General features: G+C 38.0%; 16 protein-coding genes. 10 read left to right on the top strand and 6 right to left on the bottom strand.

Annotation, left to right across the window (positions count from 1 at the left end; translation table 11 throughout):
• Positions 1-164 precede the first annotated feature (164 nt).
• Positions 165-503, top strand: a complete 339-nt coding sequence (locus H592_RS0104325; RefSeq protein ID WP_028867694.1) for a tRNA-binding protein — start codon at positions 165-167, stop codon at positions 501-503.
• A gap of 2 nt (positions 504-505) precedes the next feature.
• On the opposite strand, the gene H592_RS21470 is transcribed toward H592_RS0104325, so the two are convergent.
• The gene (locus H592_RS21470) at positions 506-1,747 is read right to left on the bottom strand and encodes a multidrug effflux MFS transporter (RefSeq protein WP_051368975.1); all 1,242 of its coding nucleotides are present in this window, start codon (positions 1,745-1,747) and stop codon (positions 506-508) included.
• A 104-nt stretch (positions 1,748-1,851) separates the two neighbouring features.
• On the opposite strand from H592_RS21470, the gene H592_RS0104335 reads away from it, so the two are divergent.
• The 5 genes from H592_RS0104335 to glgX all read left to right on the top strand — a co-directional run bounded on the left by H592_RS0104335 (position 1,852) and on the right by glgX (position 10,128).
• Positions 1,852-2,358 (top strand): MarR family winged helix-turn-helix transcriptional regulator, encoded by a 507-nt coding sequence (locus H592_RS0104335; protein WP_028867695.1) that lies wholly within the window; start codon positions 1,852-1,854, stop codon positions 2,356-2,358.
• 242 nt (positions 2,359-2,600) lie between these two features.
• Positions 2,601-4,505 carry a RecQ family ATP-dependent DNA helicase gene (locus H592_RS0104340; protein WP_028867696.1) on the top strand — a complete coding sequence of 635 codons (1,905 nt, stop codon included), beginning with the start codon at positions 2,601-2,603 and terminating at the stop codon, positions 4,503-4,505.
• 115 nt (positions 4,506-4,620) lie between these two features.
• Positions 4,621-5,430 (top strand): Cof-type HAD-IIB family hydrolase, encoded by an 810-nt coding sequence (locus tag H592_RS0104345; protein ID WP_028867697.1) that lies wholly within the window; start codon positions 4,621-4,623, stop codon positions 5,428-5,430.
• A 408-nt stretch (positions 5,431-5,838) separates the two neighbouring features.
• On the top strand, positions 5,839-7,794 hold the full coding sequence (locus tag H592_RS0104350) for a putative bifunctional diguanylate cyclase/phosphodiesterase (protein ID WP_028867698.1): 1,956 nt from the start codon (positions 5,839-5,841) through the stop codon (positions 7,792-7,794).
• 279 nt (positions 7,795-8,073) lie between these two features.
• Entirely contained in the window at positions 8,074-10,128 is a 2,055-nt protein-coding gene (glgX, locus tag H592_RS0104355; protein WP_028867699.1) for a glycogen debranching protein GlgX, read from the top strand.
• A 519-nt stretch (positions 10,129-10,647) separates the two neighbouring features.
• On the opposite strand, the gene H592_RS0104365 is transcribed toward glgX, so the two are convergent.
• Positions 10,648-11,460, bottom strand: a complete 813-nt coding sequence (locus H592_RS0104365) for a phytanoyl-CoA dioxygenase family protein (RefSeq protein ID WP_028867700.1) — start codon at positions 11,458-11,460, stop codon at positions 10,648-10,650.
• 230 nt (positions 11,461-11,690) lie between these two features.
• Entirely contained in the window at positions 11,691-13,106 is a 1,416-nt protein-coding gene (locus H592_RS0104370) for an aminotransferase-like domain-containing protein (RefSeq protein WP_028867701.1), read from the bottom strand.
• 289 nt (positions 13,107-13,395) lie between these two features.
• Here H592_RS0104370 and H592_RS0104375 point away from each other — a divergent pair, with 289 nt between their 5' ends.
• Positions 13,396-13,587: a DUF1127 domain-containing protein gene (locus H592_RS0104375; protein WP_028867702.1), complete on the top strand. Its 192-nt coding sequence runs from the start codon at positions 13,396-13,398 to the stop codon at positions 13,585-13,587.
• A gap of 1 nt (position 13,588) precedes the next feature.
• On the top strand, positions 13,589-14,212 hold the full coding sequence (locus tag H592_RS0104380) for a LysE family translocator (RefSeq protein ID WP_028867703.1): 624 nt from the start codon (positions 13,589-13,591) through the stop codon (positions 14,210-14,212).
• 268 nt (positions 14,213-14,480) lie between these two features.
• On the opposite strand, the gene H592_RS0104385 is transcribed toward H592_RS0104380, so the two are convergent.
• On the bottom strand, positions 14,481-15,167 hold the full coding sequence (locus H592_RS0104385; RefSeq protein WP_028867704.1) for a haloacid dehalogenase type II: 687 nt from the start codon (positions 15,165-15,167) through the stop codon (positions 14,481-14,483).
• Between the two features lie 180 nt (positions 15,168-15,347).
• Entirely contained in the window at positions 15,348-16,346 is a 999-nt protein-coding gene (locus H592_RS0104390; RefSeq protein ID WP_028867705.1) for an NADP-dependent oxidoreductase, read from the bottom strand.
• Positions 16,347-16,532: 186 nt separating this feature from the next.
• Between H592_RS0104390 and H592_RS0104395 the strand changes: the two genes are divergently transcribed.
• Complete coding sequence (locus H592_RS0104395) at positions 16,533-17,456, top strand: LysR family transcriptional regulator (protein WP_028867706.1); 924 nt, start codon at positions 16,533-16,535, stop codon at positions 17,454-17,456.
• A gap of 39 nt (positions 17,457-17,495) precedes the next feature.
• Positions 17,496-18,353 (top strand): hypothetical protein, encoded by an 858-nt coding sequence (locus H592_RS0104400; protein WP_028867707.1) that lies wholly within the window; start codon positions 17,496-17,498, stop codon positions 18,351-18,353.
• A gap of 199 nt (positions 18,354-18,552) precedes the next feature.
• Here H592_RS0104400 and H592_RS0104405 read toward each other — a convergent pair whose 3' ends face one another.
• Positions 18,553-19,896, bottom strand: coding sequence for an MATE family efflux transporter (locus H592_RS0104405; protein ID WP_028867708.1), 1,344 nt, complete (start codon positions 19,894-19,896; stop codon positions 18,553-18,555).
• Positions 19,897-19,926 lie beyond the last annotated feature (30 nt).

Below are 19,926 nucleotides of genomic sequence, written 5' to 3' on the forward strand. Positions count from 1 at the left end.
CTTGTAGGTTAAATCAGAGCACTTCTGCGTAAAATATTTGCAAAGGGAACCACCATTTTACGTAGTATCTGCATTACATTGATGGCATTTCTCCTTGCCAATAATGGATCGTATACTTAATGAAATTGGCTTTAAGGAAAAATTAAATAATAAAGGAATGAAATATGAATGATTTAGGCTGGGATGAGTTTCAACGTGTTGAAATACGAGTAGGTACCATCATTAAGGTAGAAGACTTCCCTAAGGCGAGAAACCCTGCGTTTATTTTACATATTGATTTTGGAGAAGCACTGGGTGTTAAAAAATCCAGTGCACAAATTACAGTGTTATACACAAAAGAAACATTACTGGGTAAAAAAGTAATGGCAGTGACTAACTTTCCTGCAAAACAGATTGGTCCGGTTATGTCTGAGTGTTTAGTGACTGGTTTTCATCGGCCTGATGGTGCGGTTGTTTTAGCTGCACCGGATCTGGATATAGCAGACGGCACTCGTTTAGCTTAACGTTATTTCACATCGGATACTTGTATTGTTGATGCATCTGTTATTTGTGCTTGTTTGTTACTACGGATGACGGCAGTCAAAGCAATACAAGAAGAGATCAACATAATGATTACCACGGGTTGCAGATACCCCATACTCACAAAAGCGGCAAAGGCACTAATGATTGCGCCCATTGCACATTGAAAGGCGCCTAATACTGCCGAAGCAGTGCCTGCATCCTTGCCAAAGTGTTTCAAAAAGCATGCATTAGAGTTTGCCATAACGCCGCCATTTGCACTGATCGTTATAATGAAAGCAATCGCTGTAAAGGGTAAACTCTTCGTTACTAATAAACTGGATATAACTAATAAAACCCCGCCGGTTACTTGCATGGTTAAAAAGCAACGTAATAATGCAGCGGGTTCAAAACGGTTTAATAAATAGTTATTTAAACGGTTAATCACAATTAACCCAGCAATATTGGCTGCAAATAACATCGAAAAAACATCACTGCTTACTTCAAAAACACCCATGTAAATCATTGCCGAATTAGTCACAAAAGTCATCATAACGGCAAAGGCAAAGCCTTGTGCGATCATATACCCCATGGCATGTTTATGTTTAAACACATCAATAAAACGAATACCTTTTCTACGTTCGGTAGTGATCGCTAGTTCTCTTTTCTGTTTCAATGATTGATGGGGTACAAACTTGATCGCCATCAAGATAGCAAAACAAGAAACAATCGTCATAAAATAGAAAACCCAATGCCAATTATGTAATGACAAAATTAAATTTCCGATGGTCGGTGCAATTGAAGGGGCGATCATCATAATTAATGAGACTAAGGCAAATAGTTTAGCTGCCTCTCTACCCTCAGCGTTATCTCGAATTGTCGCGGGCACACCTACAATAGCAATACCTCCTCCTATGGATTGTAATATTCGCCATAACCACAACACGCTAATATGCGTACTGGTTGTTAGTAGTAAACTCGCCAAGGCAAATATACCTAACCCTAAGATCATGATAGGTAAGCGGCCATGTCGGTCAGATAATGGACCACCAATGAGCTGTCCTATTGCAAGGCCAAAAATGTATAAACTAACGGTCACAGAGAGCATTGAAATGTCAACTTGCATTTCTTCAGCAATAATAGGCAGAGCAGGCAGGTAGCTATCGATAGCAAAGGGAGAAACGGCATAAATAGATGACAATGTCACCACTAATGCCATACTGACTGATCTTTTTTGTGTTTGTATCATTTTGACCTCTATTTTATCTTGCTAGGAAGATAATAAGTGGATCATATCTTTCTAGCAAGATATATTGGCGCAAGTTTGCGAATAGTCTGCATAAAGGAAGTCTGGTGAAGAATAGTGTACGAGAAATTGAGTTAAGAATGAAAGAGAACTGGCCAGAATGCGCTAAGACGATGTCATTTGCCTTATTAAAGGTGGCACGTATTCATAACCTTTTTAACAACGATGTCGAACAATGTGTCGAAAAGTTTCAACTACAACAAGCAGATTTTGGGGTGTTATCGGCCTTAAGACGAAGCCCTGCACCACACTGTTTATCGCCAACAGAGCTTTATCACAGTATGTTCTATAGTTCAGGGGGATTAACCAAGGTATTAGTGCGTTTGGTAAACGCTGGTTTAATTGAGCGTTTAGAAAATCCACAAGACAAACGCAGCAAGCTAGTGCAGTTGAATCATAAGGGCAAAAAACTAGTAGAAACGATCATGCCAACATTGCACCTACAAGGACAATCGTTACTGGCAGGTTTATCTGAAGATGAAACATCGCAATTAGAGGTTTTGTTACAGAAAGTGTTGGATCACAATGAAAATACATCAGAAGCAGTGGAATGATAGGTTGTATGATTTATCATAGAATCAATTAATTGTGCAATACTGTATTTGCTTAGTTAACCGTAATTAATGGCTTCTTTATTTCGCTGTTTATTTGGTTCTTTCTTTAGTGCTGTAAAAAGTTATCTAAATAGCTCTGACTATAAATTTAGATAGTTCAGTATATGGCGTGGAAAATAACCTCGCGATAAGTCTTAATCGGTTACCAGCATACGCTCTCATATTATTTAGGCCTCATTATTATGCATGCATCATTACAACAATATTTTGGATTTAGTCAATTTAGACCTGGTCAAGAACCTGTCATACAAGCGTTATTAGATGGCCACAGTGCCGCTGCTATTTTCCCTACTGGTTCAGGTAAATCGTTATGTTATCAATTGCCTGCATTACATCTTCCTCATCTTACGTTAGTGGTTTCTCCTTTATTGGCATTGATACAAGATCAACTGGATTTTTTACACAGTAAAGGGATCGCTGCGGCGAGTATTCAATCAATGCAGAGTCCAGCTGAATCTGCACAGGTCTACAAAAATGTCGCAAGCGGAGAGATTGATATTTTATTTATTTCCGTTGAACGTCTGAACAGTGAGCGTTTTAGGGCATTTTTAAAGAAAGTGCCTATTTCGTTATTGGTGGTCGATGAAGCGCATTGTATTAGTGAGTGGGGACATAACTTTAGACCTGATTATCTGAAACTAGCCAGCTATCGAGAAGAATTTGCGATACAACAAGTATTACTGTTAACTGCTACTGCAACGCACAAAGTAATTGAAGATATGGCCGCAAAGTTTGATATTGCGCTGACTAATATCACGTTAACAGGCTCATACCGTCCTAACCTAGATTTGAATGTAATTGGTGTTAATGAAGAGGACAAATTACCCACATTAATACCTTGGTTAAGTACTCGTCAACAAACCGCGGGCATTATCTATGTGACTTTACAAAAAACAGCAGAACAGGTAGCGCAAGCATTAAGCCAACAGGGGATTGCTGCAACCGCTTATCATGCCGGATTAGGCAACGAACAAAGACAAGGTATTCAGCAACTGTTTATGGCTGGTAAATTACCGCTTATTGTTGCTACGATAGCATTTGGAATGGGCATTGATAAAAGTGATATACGTTTTGTGGTGCATTATGACTTACCCAAGTCTATTGAAAACTATGCTCAAGAAATTGGTCGCGCAGGAAGAGATGGACAACGATCTGAATGTTTAGTGTTAGCGAATAAAAATAACCTCAATGTATTAGAAAACTTTGTTTATGCAGATACTCCCGAAGGCACTGCGATTGATTTTATTATTAATGAAATAGGCCAAACCCAGGGCCAGTGGGAAGTGGTGATGAACAGCCTTTCTACACAATCTAATATTCGTTTATTAGCGTTAAAGACGTTACTCGTTTACTTAGAACTAGAGCATGTAATTGAACCTGCCTATAGCTATTATGCAGAATATAAATATAAATTATTAGTTCCTGAAGCTGACCTAGTTAACCGCTTTAATGGGGAGCGAGCACAGTTTGTACAAACTATTTTAGCGACCTCGGATAAAGCACGTACATGGCACACATTGAACTTTGAAAAAATGCAGCAAACCTATCAATGTGAAAGAAGCAGAGTCTTAACGGCAATCGATTATTTAGATCAACAAGGTTTGATCGAGTTACAAACAAAACAAATGACACAAGTGTATAAAGTCGATAAAACACAAATAAGTGAGTATTTACGCGATGAATTAACAGAACGTTTTTTACAAAAAGAAAACAGTGAAATTCAACGTATCCATCACTTGTTGGCTTTTTTTGCCAGTGACCAATGTTTAAACTTACAACTTGCGACGTATTTTTCTGACAGCAACCTACAAAAGCCCTGCGGGCATTGCTCTGTGTGTGATGGGCATCCTGCAATAATGCCCGTTGTTGAGGCTTTAACGCCATTACAACAATATAATGCTGCTCAGTTGAGTGCTGAAATTGCAGGTAAATTAGGCGAACATAATAGCAAGGTATTACAGGCTCGCTTTTTTTGTGGTCTGACAACACCAATTTTTACACGTATCAAAGCACGTCAGCTCTCTGGATTTGCAGCCTTAGAACGTTATTGTTTTGCTGATGTTTTAGCTTGGATACAGAATCAATAATTGTTTTTAACAATTATTTTTGACAACAAGACGATAAACGTCAGTATTTTATTTTAACAACAATACTTTTAATTAAACTATTCAAATAAAAATGTATGAATATAGCGGAGTGAATATGTACAAATTAATCGCCTTAGATCTTGATGGCACCTTACTCAATAGCGATAAACAAATTTCTAGTGAAAATAAAGCTGCGATTGACGCTGCTCGAGCAGAAGGAGTACGAGTCGTCCTAGTGTCAGGTCGTCCTACGAGTGGCATGAGAGAGTCTCTGGAAGCGTTAAATATGGTCTCAGATGATGACTATGTATTAAGTTATAACGCTTCTGTAGTGCAAAAAGTAAAAAGCGAAACCATTATTCGTAGCCAGATATTAACAGGCCATAATGCTAAACAACTGGCTAAGCTTGCTAAACAATTGGATATAAATATTCATGCTTTTTCACATCAAAAAGGGCTAATCACACCTGCTCACAATGATTACACAACTCACGAGTCAGTAATAAATGGCGATACAATTACACTCCTTGATTTTGAAGAGTTAGCTGATGACGAAGCGATTTTAAAAGTGATGTTAGTCGATCATGCTCACAAATTATCTGCTGCTATTGCGCAATTACCCGCCGCTTTATATGAGCAGTTTACTATTGTGCAAAGTGCTCCTTTTTTCTTAGAGTTTTTAAATAAAGACAGTAATAAAGGGATTGGTGTTAAAGCTTTAGCTGATCATTTATCAATTCCTGCCGAACAGGTTATTTGCATGGGGGACGCAGGTAATGATTTTCATATGATCCAATATGCGGGGTTAGGTGTTGCAATGGGGAATGCCACCGATGATATTAAAGCAGTGGCAGACCACATTACCGTGACAAATGATCAACATGGTGTTGCCAAAGTGATCAATGAGTTTGTATTAAATATGTAATCCACTGAATTATTAATACAAGGTCAATTTCTAGGTGAGATATTAATACCGACTCCACTAACTAACTGATCAATCTTACTGGTTTTTGCATCCTGAGTACTAACGGTTGTAAATAATATCACCAACAAAAGAAAAAATAGTTGAACGTATGCATAATAAGCATGCGTTCACACTTGCCTATGGTTCATCTCATTTCCGCTGCATCTTTTTTATAGGCAAGCAATTATCATTGCGACTATTATGGAAATTATTGTTTAAAAACATATTTTTATAAAATAAATACAAAGAATTGGCTTTTGTTACATATTTTAGAATAAGTGGAAGCAAAAAATACCAATAATGGTGTATATTGATATATTCTTACTTGAATTCAATAATTTATACTTTAGATAATATCGAGCCTTCTTTGTGACCAACACTACGACAAAATTTGATAAAGATATGGATCGCGACGCCGCTATATTATTATATGGCAATGCATTCGCTGGTCTTTTTGTTACTTTTATTACGTCTACCTTTTTAGTATTTGCATTTACTTATCCGTCCGTTAACCATTTCACGCTAGGTTGGTGGGGCGTAATGATTTTTGTCCTTTTTGTTAGGCTTGTCGATGTAACATGTTGGAAAATACGCTTACAAGGTACCGAGTTTGATGGTAAAAGATCAGTTTTAATTTTTGTCACAGGGGCAAATATAACTGCAGTTTTATGGGCTGTCTATTTAGTGCATTGTACAACCATGAATGAGGATATAGAAGTAGCAACAACTATTATAGCTGTTGCTTCTATGGCCGGTGGCTCTGTTGCTGTACTTACTGCGCACAAATTTACGGTTATTTTTTATCCTTTTATATTGTTATTACCGGGCTCAATTGCGCTACTTTTATCTGATAAATCTAATTTTCAATTACTCGGTGTATTAGGGCTCTCTTTTACTCTAGTAAGCATTGTTATTGCTAGAAAGTCTGCTGATTTTACGCGACATACACTTTTTTTAAAAAATCAAAATGCCAACCTTATTCTCCGTATGGAAGAAAAAGTGAAGCAACGGACTCAAAAAATTTATGAATTATCAAACCTTGATCCTTTAACTCACTTATTTAATCGCACTGCTTTCCTAGAACAACTAAAGCAATTGACAACAACCAACAGCTCGCCTTTTGCACTACTTTTTATTGATTTAGATGGTTTTAAAAAAATAAATGATAGCATTGGTCATAAGGCAGGAGACGAAGTATTACGAAAAACGTCTGAGCGGTTAAAAGTATTTATGCTTAATTCCCCGTTATTATGTCGATGGGGTGGAGATGAGTTTTTAGTTATATTTGAAGAACATGATACTGAACTTATTGTTAATAAAGCAAAGCAACTGATAGACGTTTTGTCTCAACCTATTACTATTGAAAATAGTATTTTGTCGGTTGGTGCGACCATTGGTATTGCGCTTTATCCACAACAAGCCAATACAGAGGAACGTCTTATTCAATTTGCTGATATGGCCATGTATTATCAAAAAAAGCAGATGAGATCGACGGTGGGGATTTTTTCAGAGCAAATGGAAAAGCGTTATTCCTATGAGCTACATTTAAAAAACGGACTGTCTAAAGCAATTGAAATGCAACAACTTCGTTTGGTTTATCAACCTATTATATCAGCGCAAGGGCTTAACGTGGTTTCTTTTGAAGCGTTATTAAGGTGGCAAATTGATGGAGAAAATATCCCACCTGATCATTTTATTGGTATTGCTGAACAATATGGGCTGATTCATGAAGTTGGGGCGTGGGTATTACAAACCGCTTGTTTACAAGCAACACAATGGCAGTCCGAGCAATCTCTTGCCGTCTGTGTAAATGTCTCGGTGATCCAGCTCCAAGATGCTGGGTTTATAAGTATTGTTAAGAATGCATTGGATGCCAGTAAATTAGCACCAGAGCGATTATATATAGAAATTACTGAGTCTGTTTTTGCGTCTGATATTGTCTTTATAGAGAATCAGATTAAGCAGCTTCAAACAATGGGAATTAAAGTCTCGATTGATGATTTTGGCACCGGATATTCTTCACTTTCCGTGATGCAAAACTTAGCCGTTAATATGGTTAAAATAGATAAATCATTCGTGGATAACATAGATTGTCATGGTGGGGCAATTATTTCTGCAGTGATGCATATTGCTGCCACGTTAGGATTCTCAGTCGTCGCGGAAGGTGTTGAAACCGACGCGCAAGCCGATGCTTTATTGAAACTTGGTGTGCATTATGTGCAAGGCTATAAATACTCTAAACCAATAGAAAATATGCAAGTTAATGATTATTTGAGCAAAAATTTTAATCTACTCTCCGCTGACTCCAATAAAATTGGTGATTAGTCCAAGTGAACTCATTAATTTTATAAAAATAATTGTTAATGGCGCTTGATGTAGCTTATACACGCTATTTCACCTATTTCACCTATTTTAGCCATTTAAAAATAATAATTTTCCTCATCTTTCTTAATCATATCAATGTAATGTGACTAACAAGTCTCATCTTCAATACTTGTTCACTGTGCTTAATTTTTGTTTTTTATTTTTTGCTTTATTGATAACAAAGGAACATGCTTACGTAGTAAAGTTATTTGAGATTGGTAAAAGATCTGGGAGAAAGATATGTTTTTAACTTGTGGTGGTGTTCCTGACAAATTAGGCGTTACATTTACATCAGAAGGTGCAAACTTTTGTGTCTATGCACGCCTTGCTAAAACAGTTGAGTTACTTTTTTTCGATCATAAAGATGCAAAAAAACCTTCTCATATTTTTAAACTTTCTGATGTCGCTAACAGAACCGCCTATTATTGGCATATTTCAGTCAAAGGTGTGAAAGCAGGGCAATTATATGGTTTTCGTGTGGACGGGCCTTATAGACCCTCTAGAAGAAATGAATTTTATCCTGAAAAAGTACTACTTGACCCCTATGCGTTGTTAGTAGAGCGTGGGAAAAATTTCTGTCGAGATGCCGCGCTAGGGAAACAATCCAATATCGATAAATGCCTAAAGGGTGTGGTTGTTGATATCGATGATTATGATTGGGGAGAGGATTTTCATCCACGCCATACTTTTGCCAAAACGGTAATTTACGAAATGCATGTAGGTGGTTTTACTCGTCATCCAAGCTCTGGTGTCGGCGATGATAAACGGGGTACTTATGCGGGCATAATAGAAAAAATACCTTATTTAAAAGAACTTGGGATCACTGCTGTTGAGTTAATGCCTGTGTATCAATTTGATCCTAGTGAGCATCATGCTGGTTTAGTCAATTATTGGGGTTATAGCCCTATCTCTTTATTTTCTGTACACCGTGAATATAGTGCTGACCAATCATTACTCGGTCCTATTAATGAGTTTCGAGATATGGTTAAAGCATTACATGCCGCCGATATAGAAGTTATTTTAGATGTGGTTTATAACCATACTGCAGAGGGTGATAAACAAGGCCCTACCTATTCGTTTAGAGGTTTTGACAGTTCAGATTATTATATTTTATCGCAAGATAAGAAACATTATATGAATTTTAGTGGCTGTGGTAATACCCTAAATGGTACCCATTCAGTTGTGCGTCGTATGATCATTGATAGTTTGCATTTTTGGGTTGAAAAAATGCATATTGATGGTTTTAGATTTGATTTAGCCTCGATCTTATCGCGCGATGAATCAGGGCATCCAATGCTAAGCCCACCGACGTTATGGAGTATCGATACTGACCCAATACTTGCCCCTGTGAAATTAATTGCAGAAGCATGGGATGCTGGTGGTTTGTATCAAGTTGGCAGTTTGGCAGGGCAGCGTTGGCGTGAATGGAATGGACATTTCCGTGATGACGTACGTCGTTTTGTCAAAGGTGACCATGGCATGATCACGCAATTTGTTGCTCGTTTAATCGGTAGTCCGGACATTTATGGCGACCGCTCACTTGAGCCGGCAAAATCGGTTAACTTTATTACCTGTCATGACGGTTTTACCTTGGCTGATTTGGTCAGCTATAACGATAAACATAATCAGGAAAACGGTGAGAATAATGGAGATGGTTGTGACCATAACTTTAGTTGGAATCATGGTGTAGAAGGGCACACTACTGACCCTCATATTTTAAAATTACGTAATCAACAAATGAAAAATATGATGGTGATTAATCTACTTTCTTTAGGTACCCCAATGTTATTAATGGGTGACGAGATAGCACGAACACAAAAAGGCAATAACAATGGTTACTGCCAGGATAATATTGATTTTTGGCTGGATTGGGGTGACTTAGAAAAAAATAGTGAACAATTTCGTTTCACTAAAGCATTACTTGATCAACGCAATATGTTGGAATTTGTTTGTTTTGATGAATCAAAGCGTAACTCTTTGCATGACATTATTGCACAGGCTCGTATTAGCTGGCATGGAGTCAAGCTTAACAAGCCTAACTGGGGTGAAGATTCACATTCTATTGCATTAGAAAGCCAACACCCAGATTGTGGAGGAGTTTCATTTGTCATTTTTAATGCCTATTGGGAAGCATTACAATTTGAATTACCGAAAGCTCGACATGGTAAATGGTTACGTGCAGTGGATACCTCTTTGTCGGACGGAAATGATATACATATTGAAGGAGATAAAAAGCACTGGTTCAAGGACAGTTACTTAGCAGCGCCACGTTCAGTGGTTATTTTGACATGCTAAAGGGCAGTGGTTATTTTGATATGTTAATGGGTAGTGGTTATTTTGATATGTTAATGGGTAGTGGTTATCTTGACATATTAAAGGCGATTTTATTATTTTATGTTAAACATTGATTGGCCGATACAGGTATCCGTAACCAACTGTATTTTATTAATTTATCGTTTTGCTCTGATAATGAGCCTGCGAGTACCAGTAACTCTGCGCCTCCCGGAACCTTCATACTGATTTCACTAAGAGGCGAAAAATGCAATAAACTTACTTCTTCATGATTATCTTTGTAAAGTGGGGTGACATCGACACCTTTATGATCAGGATAGGCAACTTATCCCGTAAATTGTGTTTGTAATTGCACATGAGTCCTCTCTTCAGGTTAAAATTTCCACAATTTAACTAACCAATGATCATAGTTATTTTAAGCTGTTAACTAAATAGACTTTACTTTTATTGCTTAAGTCATAAGTCATTAAATTGGGTGTGGGGTTGTTTTTCTTATCCTGCCCCTGATCTTAAATAAGCTTTTTAAACCAGAACTTGGTCGCTGTGATTGGCTATCTGTAACGCTTTTAGCCTTAGGGTATTGTTAAATAAACTAGGGTTACTTATGTGTTTTAACATCTGTTCATTGGGCAAACAGTCATCATCAACATAATCTACAAAATCGCCTGTTGAATCAAACACTAAAATATCAAAAGCTAATCGATCTAAACCGTATATACCACGATGGATCATATCCGCTGAGAATACTAATAGATCACCTGCTGCTAATTCAATTTGTTTACCCGTCGATAAACTATCACTGCTAAATTTTCGTTTACGTGCGAGTCGAACATCCAACTCTTCAGTACTATCCCAGCGTTTGTGAGAACCAGGTACAAGCTCCATGCCTGGTTCGTCAAATAGTGGCACGCGAAGATGTAATACTTGTGTTTCTTGAATTGCTTTTTGTTGACCTACGAGGTCGTGATCGTATTGGCAATCTCGATGCCAAAAGTTCTCTTGTTGCTGATTGTATGGATTAAAGAATAATTGCGTATTCATAAAAGCAGGGTGATTAGGGAGCACCGTATTAACCATATCCATTACTTTATTTGAGCTAATAAAATTAAATAGAGAAACACGATCATCATCATTTAAATATTCACTCCCCGTAATCAGTGAAGAATTAAATGCCTCTTCTTGGTAGAACCTTTTATTGGCCTGCTTCCATGCATTATGAAAGGTCAATATCACTTCTCTCAATGCACTTATTTCAGCTTCATTAAAATAGTTACGCATCACAAAGTAACCTTGATGGTCATAGCTTTGTTTGATGTTTTGGATGTTGTTGGCCATTAACGAGTGGTGCCTCAAGCGGTAAAAGTACATTTAAGGTATAACGGGTATAGCTGTTACCCAGTTTTTGGGAAATTAACCATTATGAATGTTAAGCGATATTAATTATCGCGTTATGATAACTGTAAATTAGTTAAAATCAAAAAACTAATCATGCTAACCCTGTAAGAACAAGTTGTATGCTGACCAATTTCATTAAGTATGTGATCAGCTATCTAGAGGAATGGGTATTAATCCTGTTCTTGTTTCGCGATATAAAAGCCAAGTTGTTGTATACCTTGTTCACGTTCTATTTCTGTTTTTTCACTAAAGTTAAGACGCATACAATGCCGATATTTGCCAGTAGCTGAGAATAAAATGCCAGGTGCAATACTGACGTTACCTTGTTTACATTGTGTCGATAGTTTTACTGCGTCATAGCGTTTATTCAACTCTACCCACAAGATATAACCTCCCTTCGGAAAGCTGATACGCGTATCACTAGGAAAGTGTTGTTTGATGCATTTGATAAGATGATCTCGTCCTTGTTTATACAATAACCGTACTTTTCTCGTATGTCGTTCATAACCTCCGCTTTTAATGAAATCTGCTATCGCCAATTGCGGTAAAGTTGGGCACATTGAACTGCTTACATATTTTACGTGGGTCACTTTATCTCGGTAGCGGCCAGGCGCGATCCATCCGACACGAATCCCTGGGGCAACGGTTTTAGAAAATGAGCTACACAATAAAACACGGCCATCTTCATCAAATGATTTGATACTTTTAGGACGGGGAGATTGGTAACTTATATCACCATAAATATCATCTTCGATGATGGTAATATCATAACTCTGAGCGAGCTGATAAAGGCGTTTTTTCGCTGCTTCAGGCATACTGTAACCCATTGGGTTATTGCACGTAGGGGTCACTAAAATAGATTTGATTGGCCACTGCTCTAGTGCAAGTTCTAAGGCTTCTAAACTTAATCCATTTTCAGCATTAGTTGGGATCTCTATAGCTTTTAAGTTGGCGGTTTTAATGGCTTGCATTGAACCATAAAAACTCGGTGATTCAACGGCAACAACATCACCAGGTTTAGTAACGGATCGTAAACAAACCGACAAACCTTCTTGGCAACCGGATGTGATCACTAGATCATCCGGGTGCAATACACAGCCCGAATGAGCAGCGAGCTTAGCTATTTGCTCTCTTAATACTAATGAGCCTTCAATATTACCATAGGGTAAACTCAGTGACGCTTGATGACGCATTAGTGATGTCATCTTTTTTAACAGTGGGGCCAAACTGGGCACTGTCATATTAGGCATTGCATGTTGCAGTTGTACGGTAGAAACATTTTCTTTGGCAAGCAGTACTTCTAGGACTTGTTGCCATTGTGATACTTCGATTGGTCTTTGGGCTGGACGAGAGGTCACTGGTAGAGTGGCTGCGATGGGTTTATAGGCAACAAAATAACCAGATTTAGGGCGGGCTTCAATTAAGTTTTCCATCTCAAGTTGATGATAAGCTTGTTGCACGGTAGAAATGCTGACGCAATGCTCTGTAACCAGTTGCCGAATTGAGGGCAATTTATCTCCCGCTACAAATAAACCATTGTGAATATTTTCACGTAAACCCTTTGCGACTTTATCGTATAATTTCATGCTATCCTTGCTTTCCTATTAATATCTACCTCAATCATTAAGTGCTGAAACTCTAAATTCAACTTGTTGTTTCTGATTTAATGAAAACGCACTGTTGCAGTTATGATGTTTTTATCTGTATTAATATACCTGTCAATATGAAATTATAACCATACAGTTTGTTCTTTTGTGCGCCATACAGTCATTTGTATTGGCTATCTGTATCTACAAAGTTATTTTATTTGAATCTGTATTGAGTTGTCGGCTTGTTTACAATGATTATTCACAGTAATTGTTAAGGAGAATGGGCATGCAAAAAAAAATAAATAAAATGGGGGCGATGATGAGACTTTATAAAACACGTCAACAATTGCAAAAATTGCCTGATTTTATACTTCAGGATATAGGCAGAACCAAAGCAGAGATCACACATGAATTAAATAAAAATAACTTGCTTAATCTTGCTGTTAGTCATTTCCGCAATCTGCTAAAGGGAGGCTAATATGGATTTATCATTATTGATGGCTATTGCCATCTTTGCATTTGTTATGTCAGTAACGCCCGGACCTAACAATGTAATGTTACTTGCCTCTGGCGCTCAATTTGGTTACCAAAAAACCTTGCCACATATTTTTGGTATTGTGATCGGTATTGCCTGTTTATTAGCATCTATACTATTAGGCTTTGGTGTTGTGTTTGAGCGTTATCCTGAGTTATATCAAGCGTTAAAAGTTGTCGGTTCATTGTATTTATTTTGGTTAGCCTGGAAAGTAACAACTGCATCTACTGAGGTTACAACGTTATCTCCTTTACAGGTTAAAGGCCAACATACTGAGAGTCAACCAATGAGTCTGTTTTCAGCATCCTGCTTTCAGTTTGTAAACCCGAAAGCTTGGGCAATGTGTGTTGGTAGTATCAGTAGCTTTACGATTGCAGGGGAACAGTATATTGAGTCTGGGTTATGGATCATGCTCTGTTTTGCGACCACTGGTTTTGTTGCGATTAGCCTTTGGGCTTATCTTGGTGTAACCATTTCTCAACTATTAACTACACCAAAACGAAAAAAACGCTTTAATTATGTAATGGGTGGATTGACAGTAGGCACGTTGTTTTTCATTTTAAATTAGCTGCTTTAAAAAGATGTATATATAACCACTCTTGCTGTTAAAGTGCATTGAGTATTTGCAATAGCATCATTGAAATATAAAACCACCAGTTCAGTTAAATATGAACAGGTGGCTTTTAACAAGGATAGATAAAAAACCAATATTTAAAGGCTTTTTATTAATTGTTTTTGTCGCTTTTTACTATGGTTATCTGTTTATGGTTATCTGTTTATGGTTACCTGTTTATGATTACCTGCTTATGGTGGTGCCTGCCTCTGATTGTCTATTTTCATTGTTTACTATCGCTGTCTTCACTGATTATCTGCTCAACCACATCATTCATATTGGTGGCATCAATGACTGGTTTCAAATATTGCGGGTGATAGGGGGCACCAGAACGATCGATATAAGCGGCAAGCATTCCGGCTGACATCGCACCATGTGTATCCCAATCATGTGTAGCAACTAAACGAAGTGCTGAAATAGGCTGACCTAAATGATCTGCTACAAATTGATAAACTTTAGGATCTGGCTTAAAGCTACCGGTTTCTTCAACTGAAACGACTTCATCAAAATAATCAATTAACCCAGCGTTTTGTATTTGCTTGTTAATTAATGCTAATGAAGAGTTTGAAAAAGCAATCGTACGATAACCATTCTCTCGTAAATGTGTTAATGCAGATTTTATGTCCTCATGGGCTGGCAAACTTGCAAAAGTAGCCAGGATACTATCTCGATCATCCGCGCATAAAGTCACGCCTTTGCGGGCTGCGATGATATCTAAAATATCTGCAGCTAAGGCAGCAAAGCCTGTTTTTAGTCCCGTTACTGCAGCAACCGTTGAAGAATGCAACAGTGTTGCAAACCAAAGGGAACTGACTGAATCATCGCCAAAGGCTTGAGCAAACTTAGGTTTTAATAAATCTAAATTAAGCACGGTTTCATTGATATCAAATAATATAGTATTGCGAGTCATCATTATTCCTATTTAGTTTAATGGTTTAAGTTGAGTTAATTACTATTTACTTGAACAATACAAATAAAAAGCCGCACATGCAAAGTGTACGGCGAATCTGATGAGTTTCGACTTGGGCTAGGGTGATTACCCGCCAAGAGCTAATATTTAACCCTTAACACACAATCAAAGACGCTCATTTTATAATTTAACAATCAACTTGCCTTTATTTGCTCCGGTGCTGAAAAGATTTAAACCATCAATGGCAGAAGTTAATCCATTCAATAAATGTGTGCGGTGTTTAATTTTTCCTGCCATCACGTAAGGGGTTAATTTTTCTAATAACTCTGGTACTTGATGGAAGTGATCCGGCATAGTAAAACCTTGGACAGTAATACGGCGCTTAATGATATTTAACCAACTTGGACCGGCTGCAGGCACTTCATTATGATAATCTGCAATTAAACCACATACCACCACACGGCCATGCGCATTAATACGGTCAAAGATTAAGTGTTGAATAGGGCCGCCGGTATTTTCAAAGAATAAGTCGATACCGTCAGGTGCCGCTGCGGCTAATTGTGCATCCAAATCATCCGTTTTATAATTGATTGCTGCATCAAAGCCTAATTCATTGACTATCCAGTCTGCTTTTTCTTGGCTACCTACAACACCAATGACACGCAAACCTTCTGCTTTAGCAAGTTGACCGACAATAGAGCCTACTGAACCGGCTGCGCCTGTCACAATTAATGTTTCACCTTTTTTTGGTTTACCGACATTAAATAAGCCTTGTACAGCAGTTAAACCAGGTAATGCAAAAACAGAGAGAATACTCTCATCAGGCAAAGGTGCGGTTACTTTATTGAGACCTTCACCATCACTGACAAAATATTCTTGCCAACCCATCATGCCCATCACACGGTCACCAACAACAAAATCTGGATGGTTGCTAACAGTGACTTCGCCAATACCAGAACTACGCATAACATCGCCCAATGCAACGGGAGGAATATAACTATTTGTATCTGAGCTCATCCAACCAAACATAGCAGGATCTAATGACATGTAATTTTGTTTAACCAAAACCTGTCCCGGTGCAATCGTTGGGATCTGTTTTTCTACAACGTCAAATATTGATGAATCAATTACACCACTTTGAGGGCGTTTAATTAAGTTAATAGCGGTAAATGTTGTCATTGTTTGTTCCTTTTAATAAAGATTGAACGTAAAACGTGAAATAATTATGGCAATTTTAAACGGTAAGATATAGTAGCCAATTTAGTATTTACTATTGTCTTTATGACAATAATAAAACGCAGTAACATTGCCTCTTTATGCTATGTTGCCCGCTTTGTTTCAAATATTTTTGTGATAAGGAATACCATGGATCAACTACGAGCCCTTAAATATTTTGTTCAAGTTGTTGAAACGGGAAGCTTTACTAAAGCCGCGACGCTATTTTCTGTCCCTCCTTCCTCTTTATCTAGACGAATTGCGGATTTAGAGAAAAGTTTGGGGGCTACATTATTAAAACGTTCAACACGTGTGGTGACACTGACTGAAATTGGGCAACGTTATTACCATCAAGTCAGTGATATTTTAAAGTCGTTGGAAATAACTGATGAATCTGTGCGTTCTTACCAAACCACTCCTATGGGGGTGTTAAACATCACTTCAACAGTTGGCTTTGGCGAACAAATTTTATTACCGTTATTAGATGAGTTTTCAAGTTTATATCCACAAATAACTTTGAATGTAAATTTAAGTGATGAATTAAGTACCCTCGCTCGCGATGAGGTGGATTTAGCTATTCGAGGTGGCTATGCGCCAGATGAGCGAGTGGTTGCCATTAAATTAATGAATAATGAATTTATTGCAGTGGCTTCTACAAACTATATCGAACGTTTTGGTTATCCCACTGATGCATTGAGTTTGCAGCAACATCATGGATTATATTTTAAAACACCCGTTGGCCCCACACCTTGGTTATGCGAAATAAATGGGCAATGGCAGGATGTCTCGGCTGCGGCTGTGTTGATTTCTAATAATGGCCCTTGGTTATTGAAAAAAGCGATTGCGGGCAAAGGTATTTTAATGATGCCACGCTGGGCACTAGCGCATTATTTGCACTCTGGTGAGTTAATTGAACTCTCAATAACCCCGACTTTGACCATTACACAGAGCCCAAATTTAGGCATTTATTTGCTGTATCAGAAACAACGTTATCAAGTGCCTAAGTTGAAAGCCGCTATTGACTTTTTAGTAGCGAGAATCAAAGCTTATCAGCTAGACTCTGAGCAAATATAGGGTTAAAAAGTGATCAAACTTATCATTAGGCTCGATTAAATGGCAGCATTTCTAGATGTTATAAATAGTCTATCACTTCAGTGGGTATCTTGGTCTGTGGCTCAGTTAGCTGCCTTGTGTGGTCATTTGGGGATGTTTTTTGTGTTGGTCGGGATCCTATTTCTTTTGCAAAAATGGGTGTTGGTACTGGCAAATAACATGTTAAGCGGGCGCCTTATCTACATCAGCGCTTTGATTGGTACGCCTGTTCATGAGTTGTCTCATGCATTGTGTTGTGTTTTATTTGGCCATAAGATTCAGCGGATTGTTTTATTTAACCCTGACCGACGTGGCACATTAGGTTATGTGACACACTGCTACGATAACCGTCAACTATGGAAAGTGTTGGGCAACTTCCTGATCGGTATTGCACCTCTATTCGGCGGGCTAGGCTGTATTTATTTGTTAACATTGTTATTGTTAAAGGATAGCGATACTTTATTGCTTATCATTCAAAGCACACTTCTGAACGACTTATATTCCCTTCATTGGCATTCGTTACTTGCTTTAAGTGGTGATCTTTTTTTCTTCTTTAAAAACGCTTATTTAGCCTCTCCTTATCATGTTGTTACTTGGGCTTATTTATGTGCCGCGATCAGCTTACATTTATCTCCTTCAAAGGAGGACCTAAAAGGGGCATGGAGCGGCTTGCTCATTTTTTTGTTCTTTTATCTAATAGGACAAGGGGGGTATCAATATTTAGGTGGTGAATGGGACTCTGGTTTAACAGGGGGATTGAATCTATTATCAACGCTGTCTGTAATAGGGATTATCTTTGCCAGTTTGTTATTATTATGTTTATTAGTCTATAGGATGACATGGCAGTTATTTAAAGGGCTGAGCCCATTTAAGCATTAAGTGCGTTTAAACATTAAGTACATTTAAACCTTAAACCATATTGATACGTGATTTAACAAGTACAGGCATTGATTAAAGTACTATTTATCAATGCCTGTTATTTGGTCATTCTCTGACTAACTATAACTATAACTATAACTATAATGATGGCTATCGCTGCAGTGTCTCACCTTTAAGCTAACCATTATTATTCGAGTCATTAGGCAAAACGGTGTTTTTGCACCGTATACAGACGCTGGCCTAATAAGATCGCTGCTACGGTTAAACCAACCGTAATACCTATCCAAAACCCTTTGGCTCCAAGCGGTGAAACTAATAAGTCGGTCATGCCTAAAATATAACCCAGTGGTAATCCAACTACCCAGTAAGAGATGAAAGTCCGTGTGAAAATAGCTGTCATCTCCTTGTAACCACGCAATGCACCTGCTGCCACCACTTGTATCGAATCAACACATTGGTAAATCGCAGAGAAAAGAATTAGGGTAATCGCTAGGTCGATAACTGCTCGGTTATCTGAATATAATAAGGCAATGTTTTCTTTGAAAATAACGGTGGATAGTGCTGTTATTACTGACAAGCCTAAACCAATAGCAAGTCCTGCATAGCTAGCTTGTTTCGCCTCCTCATTTCTTTTTTGGCCGAGGTTAAAACCAACACGAATACTGACCGCATTAGCGATACTCATTGGTAACATAAAGACCATTGAAGAGAAGTTAATCGCAATTTGATGTGAAGCAACAATATTAGCACCTAATGGCGCAATTAATACCGCTATTGCGGCAAAGATGGTGACTTCAAAGAACAAAGCAACGGCTACAGGTAACCCTAACTTAGTGATAGATAATAGATGTCTGAAGTCGGGTTTTGTAAATTGTTTAAACAGAGGATAATGCTTTAATTTTCTTGTATAAAAAGCATAACCCGCTAGCGCAAACGTCATCAACCAATACACAATTGCAGTGGCGACACCGCAACCTGCACCACCTAATGCTGGCGCGCCTAATTCACCGTAAACAAACATCCAGTTAAGTGGAATATTTGCGATTAGACCTAAAAATCCAATCACCATTGCCGGTTTGGTTAGTGATAACCCCTCGATATAATTGCGCAAAGCCTGAAATAGCAAAAAAGCAGGTATAGCAAAAATCATGGCATATAAATACTGTACGGTGATCGTTCCCAATAAATCGTGAATATCCATTATATTCATTAATAAGCTGGCGTTAAATAAGATCACCGCTATCGGAATAGATAATAATAAAGCCAGGTATAAACCTTGTTGTCCAGTTTTAGGGATTTGTAGCATATCGTTTGCACCATGTGCTTGTGCGGTTAAAGGCACAATGGCCATTAAAACACCTACTCCAAACAGAATACAAGGAAGCCAAATGCTCGATGCGATGGCTACTGCTGCCATATCTGTTGAGCTTACACCACCTGCCATTACCGTATCTACAAAGCCCATTGCTGTTTGTGCAAACTGTGCAATAAATATCGGAAAGCTGAGTTTAATAATTTTTTTAGATTCAATAATAAAAGGCACAAATCACTCCGAACTGGGCAAAAGGGCGAG

Source organism: Psychromonas arctica DSM 14288 (assembly GCF_000482725.1).
Classification (GTDB): domain Bacteria; phylum Pseudomonadota; class Gammaproteobacteria; order Enterobacterales; family Psychromonadaceae; genus Psychromonas; species Psychromonas arctica.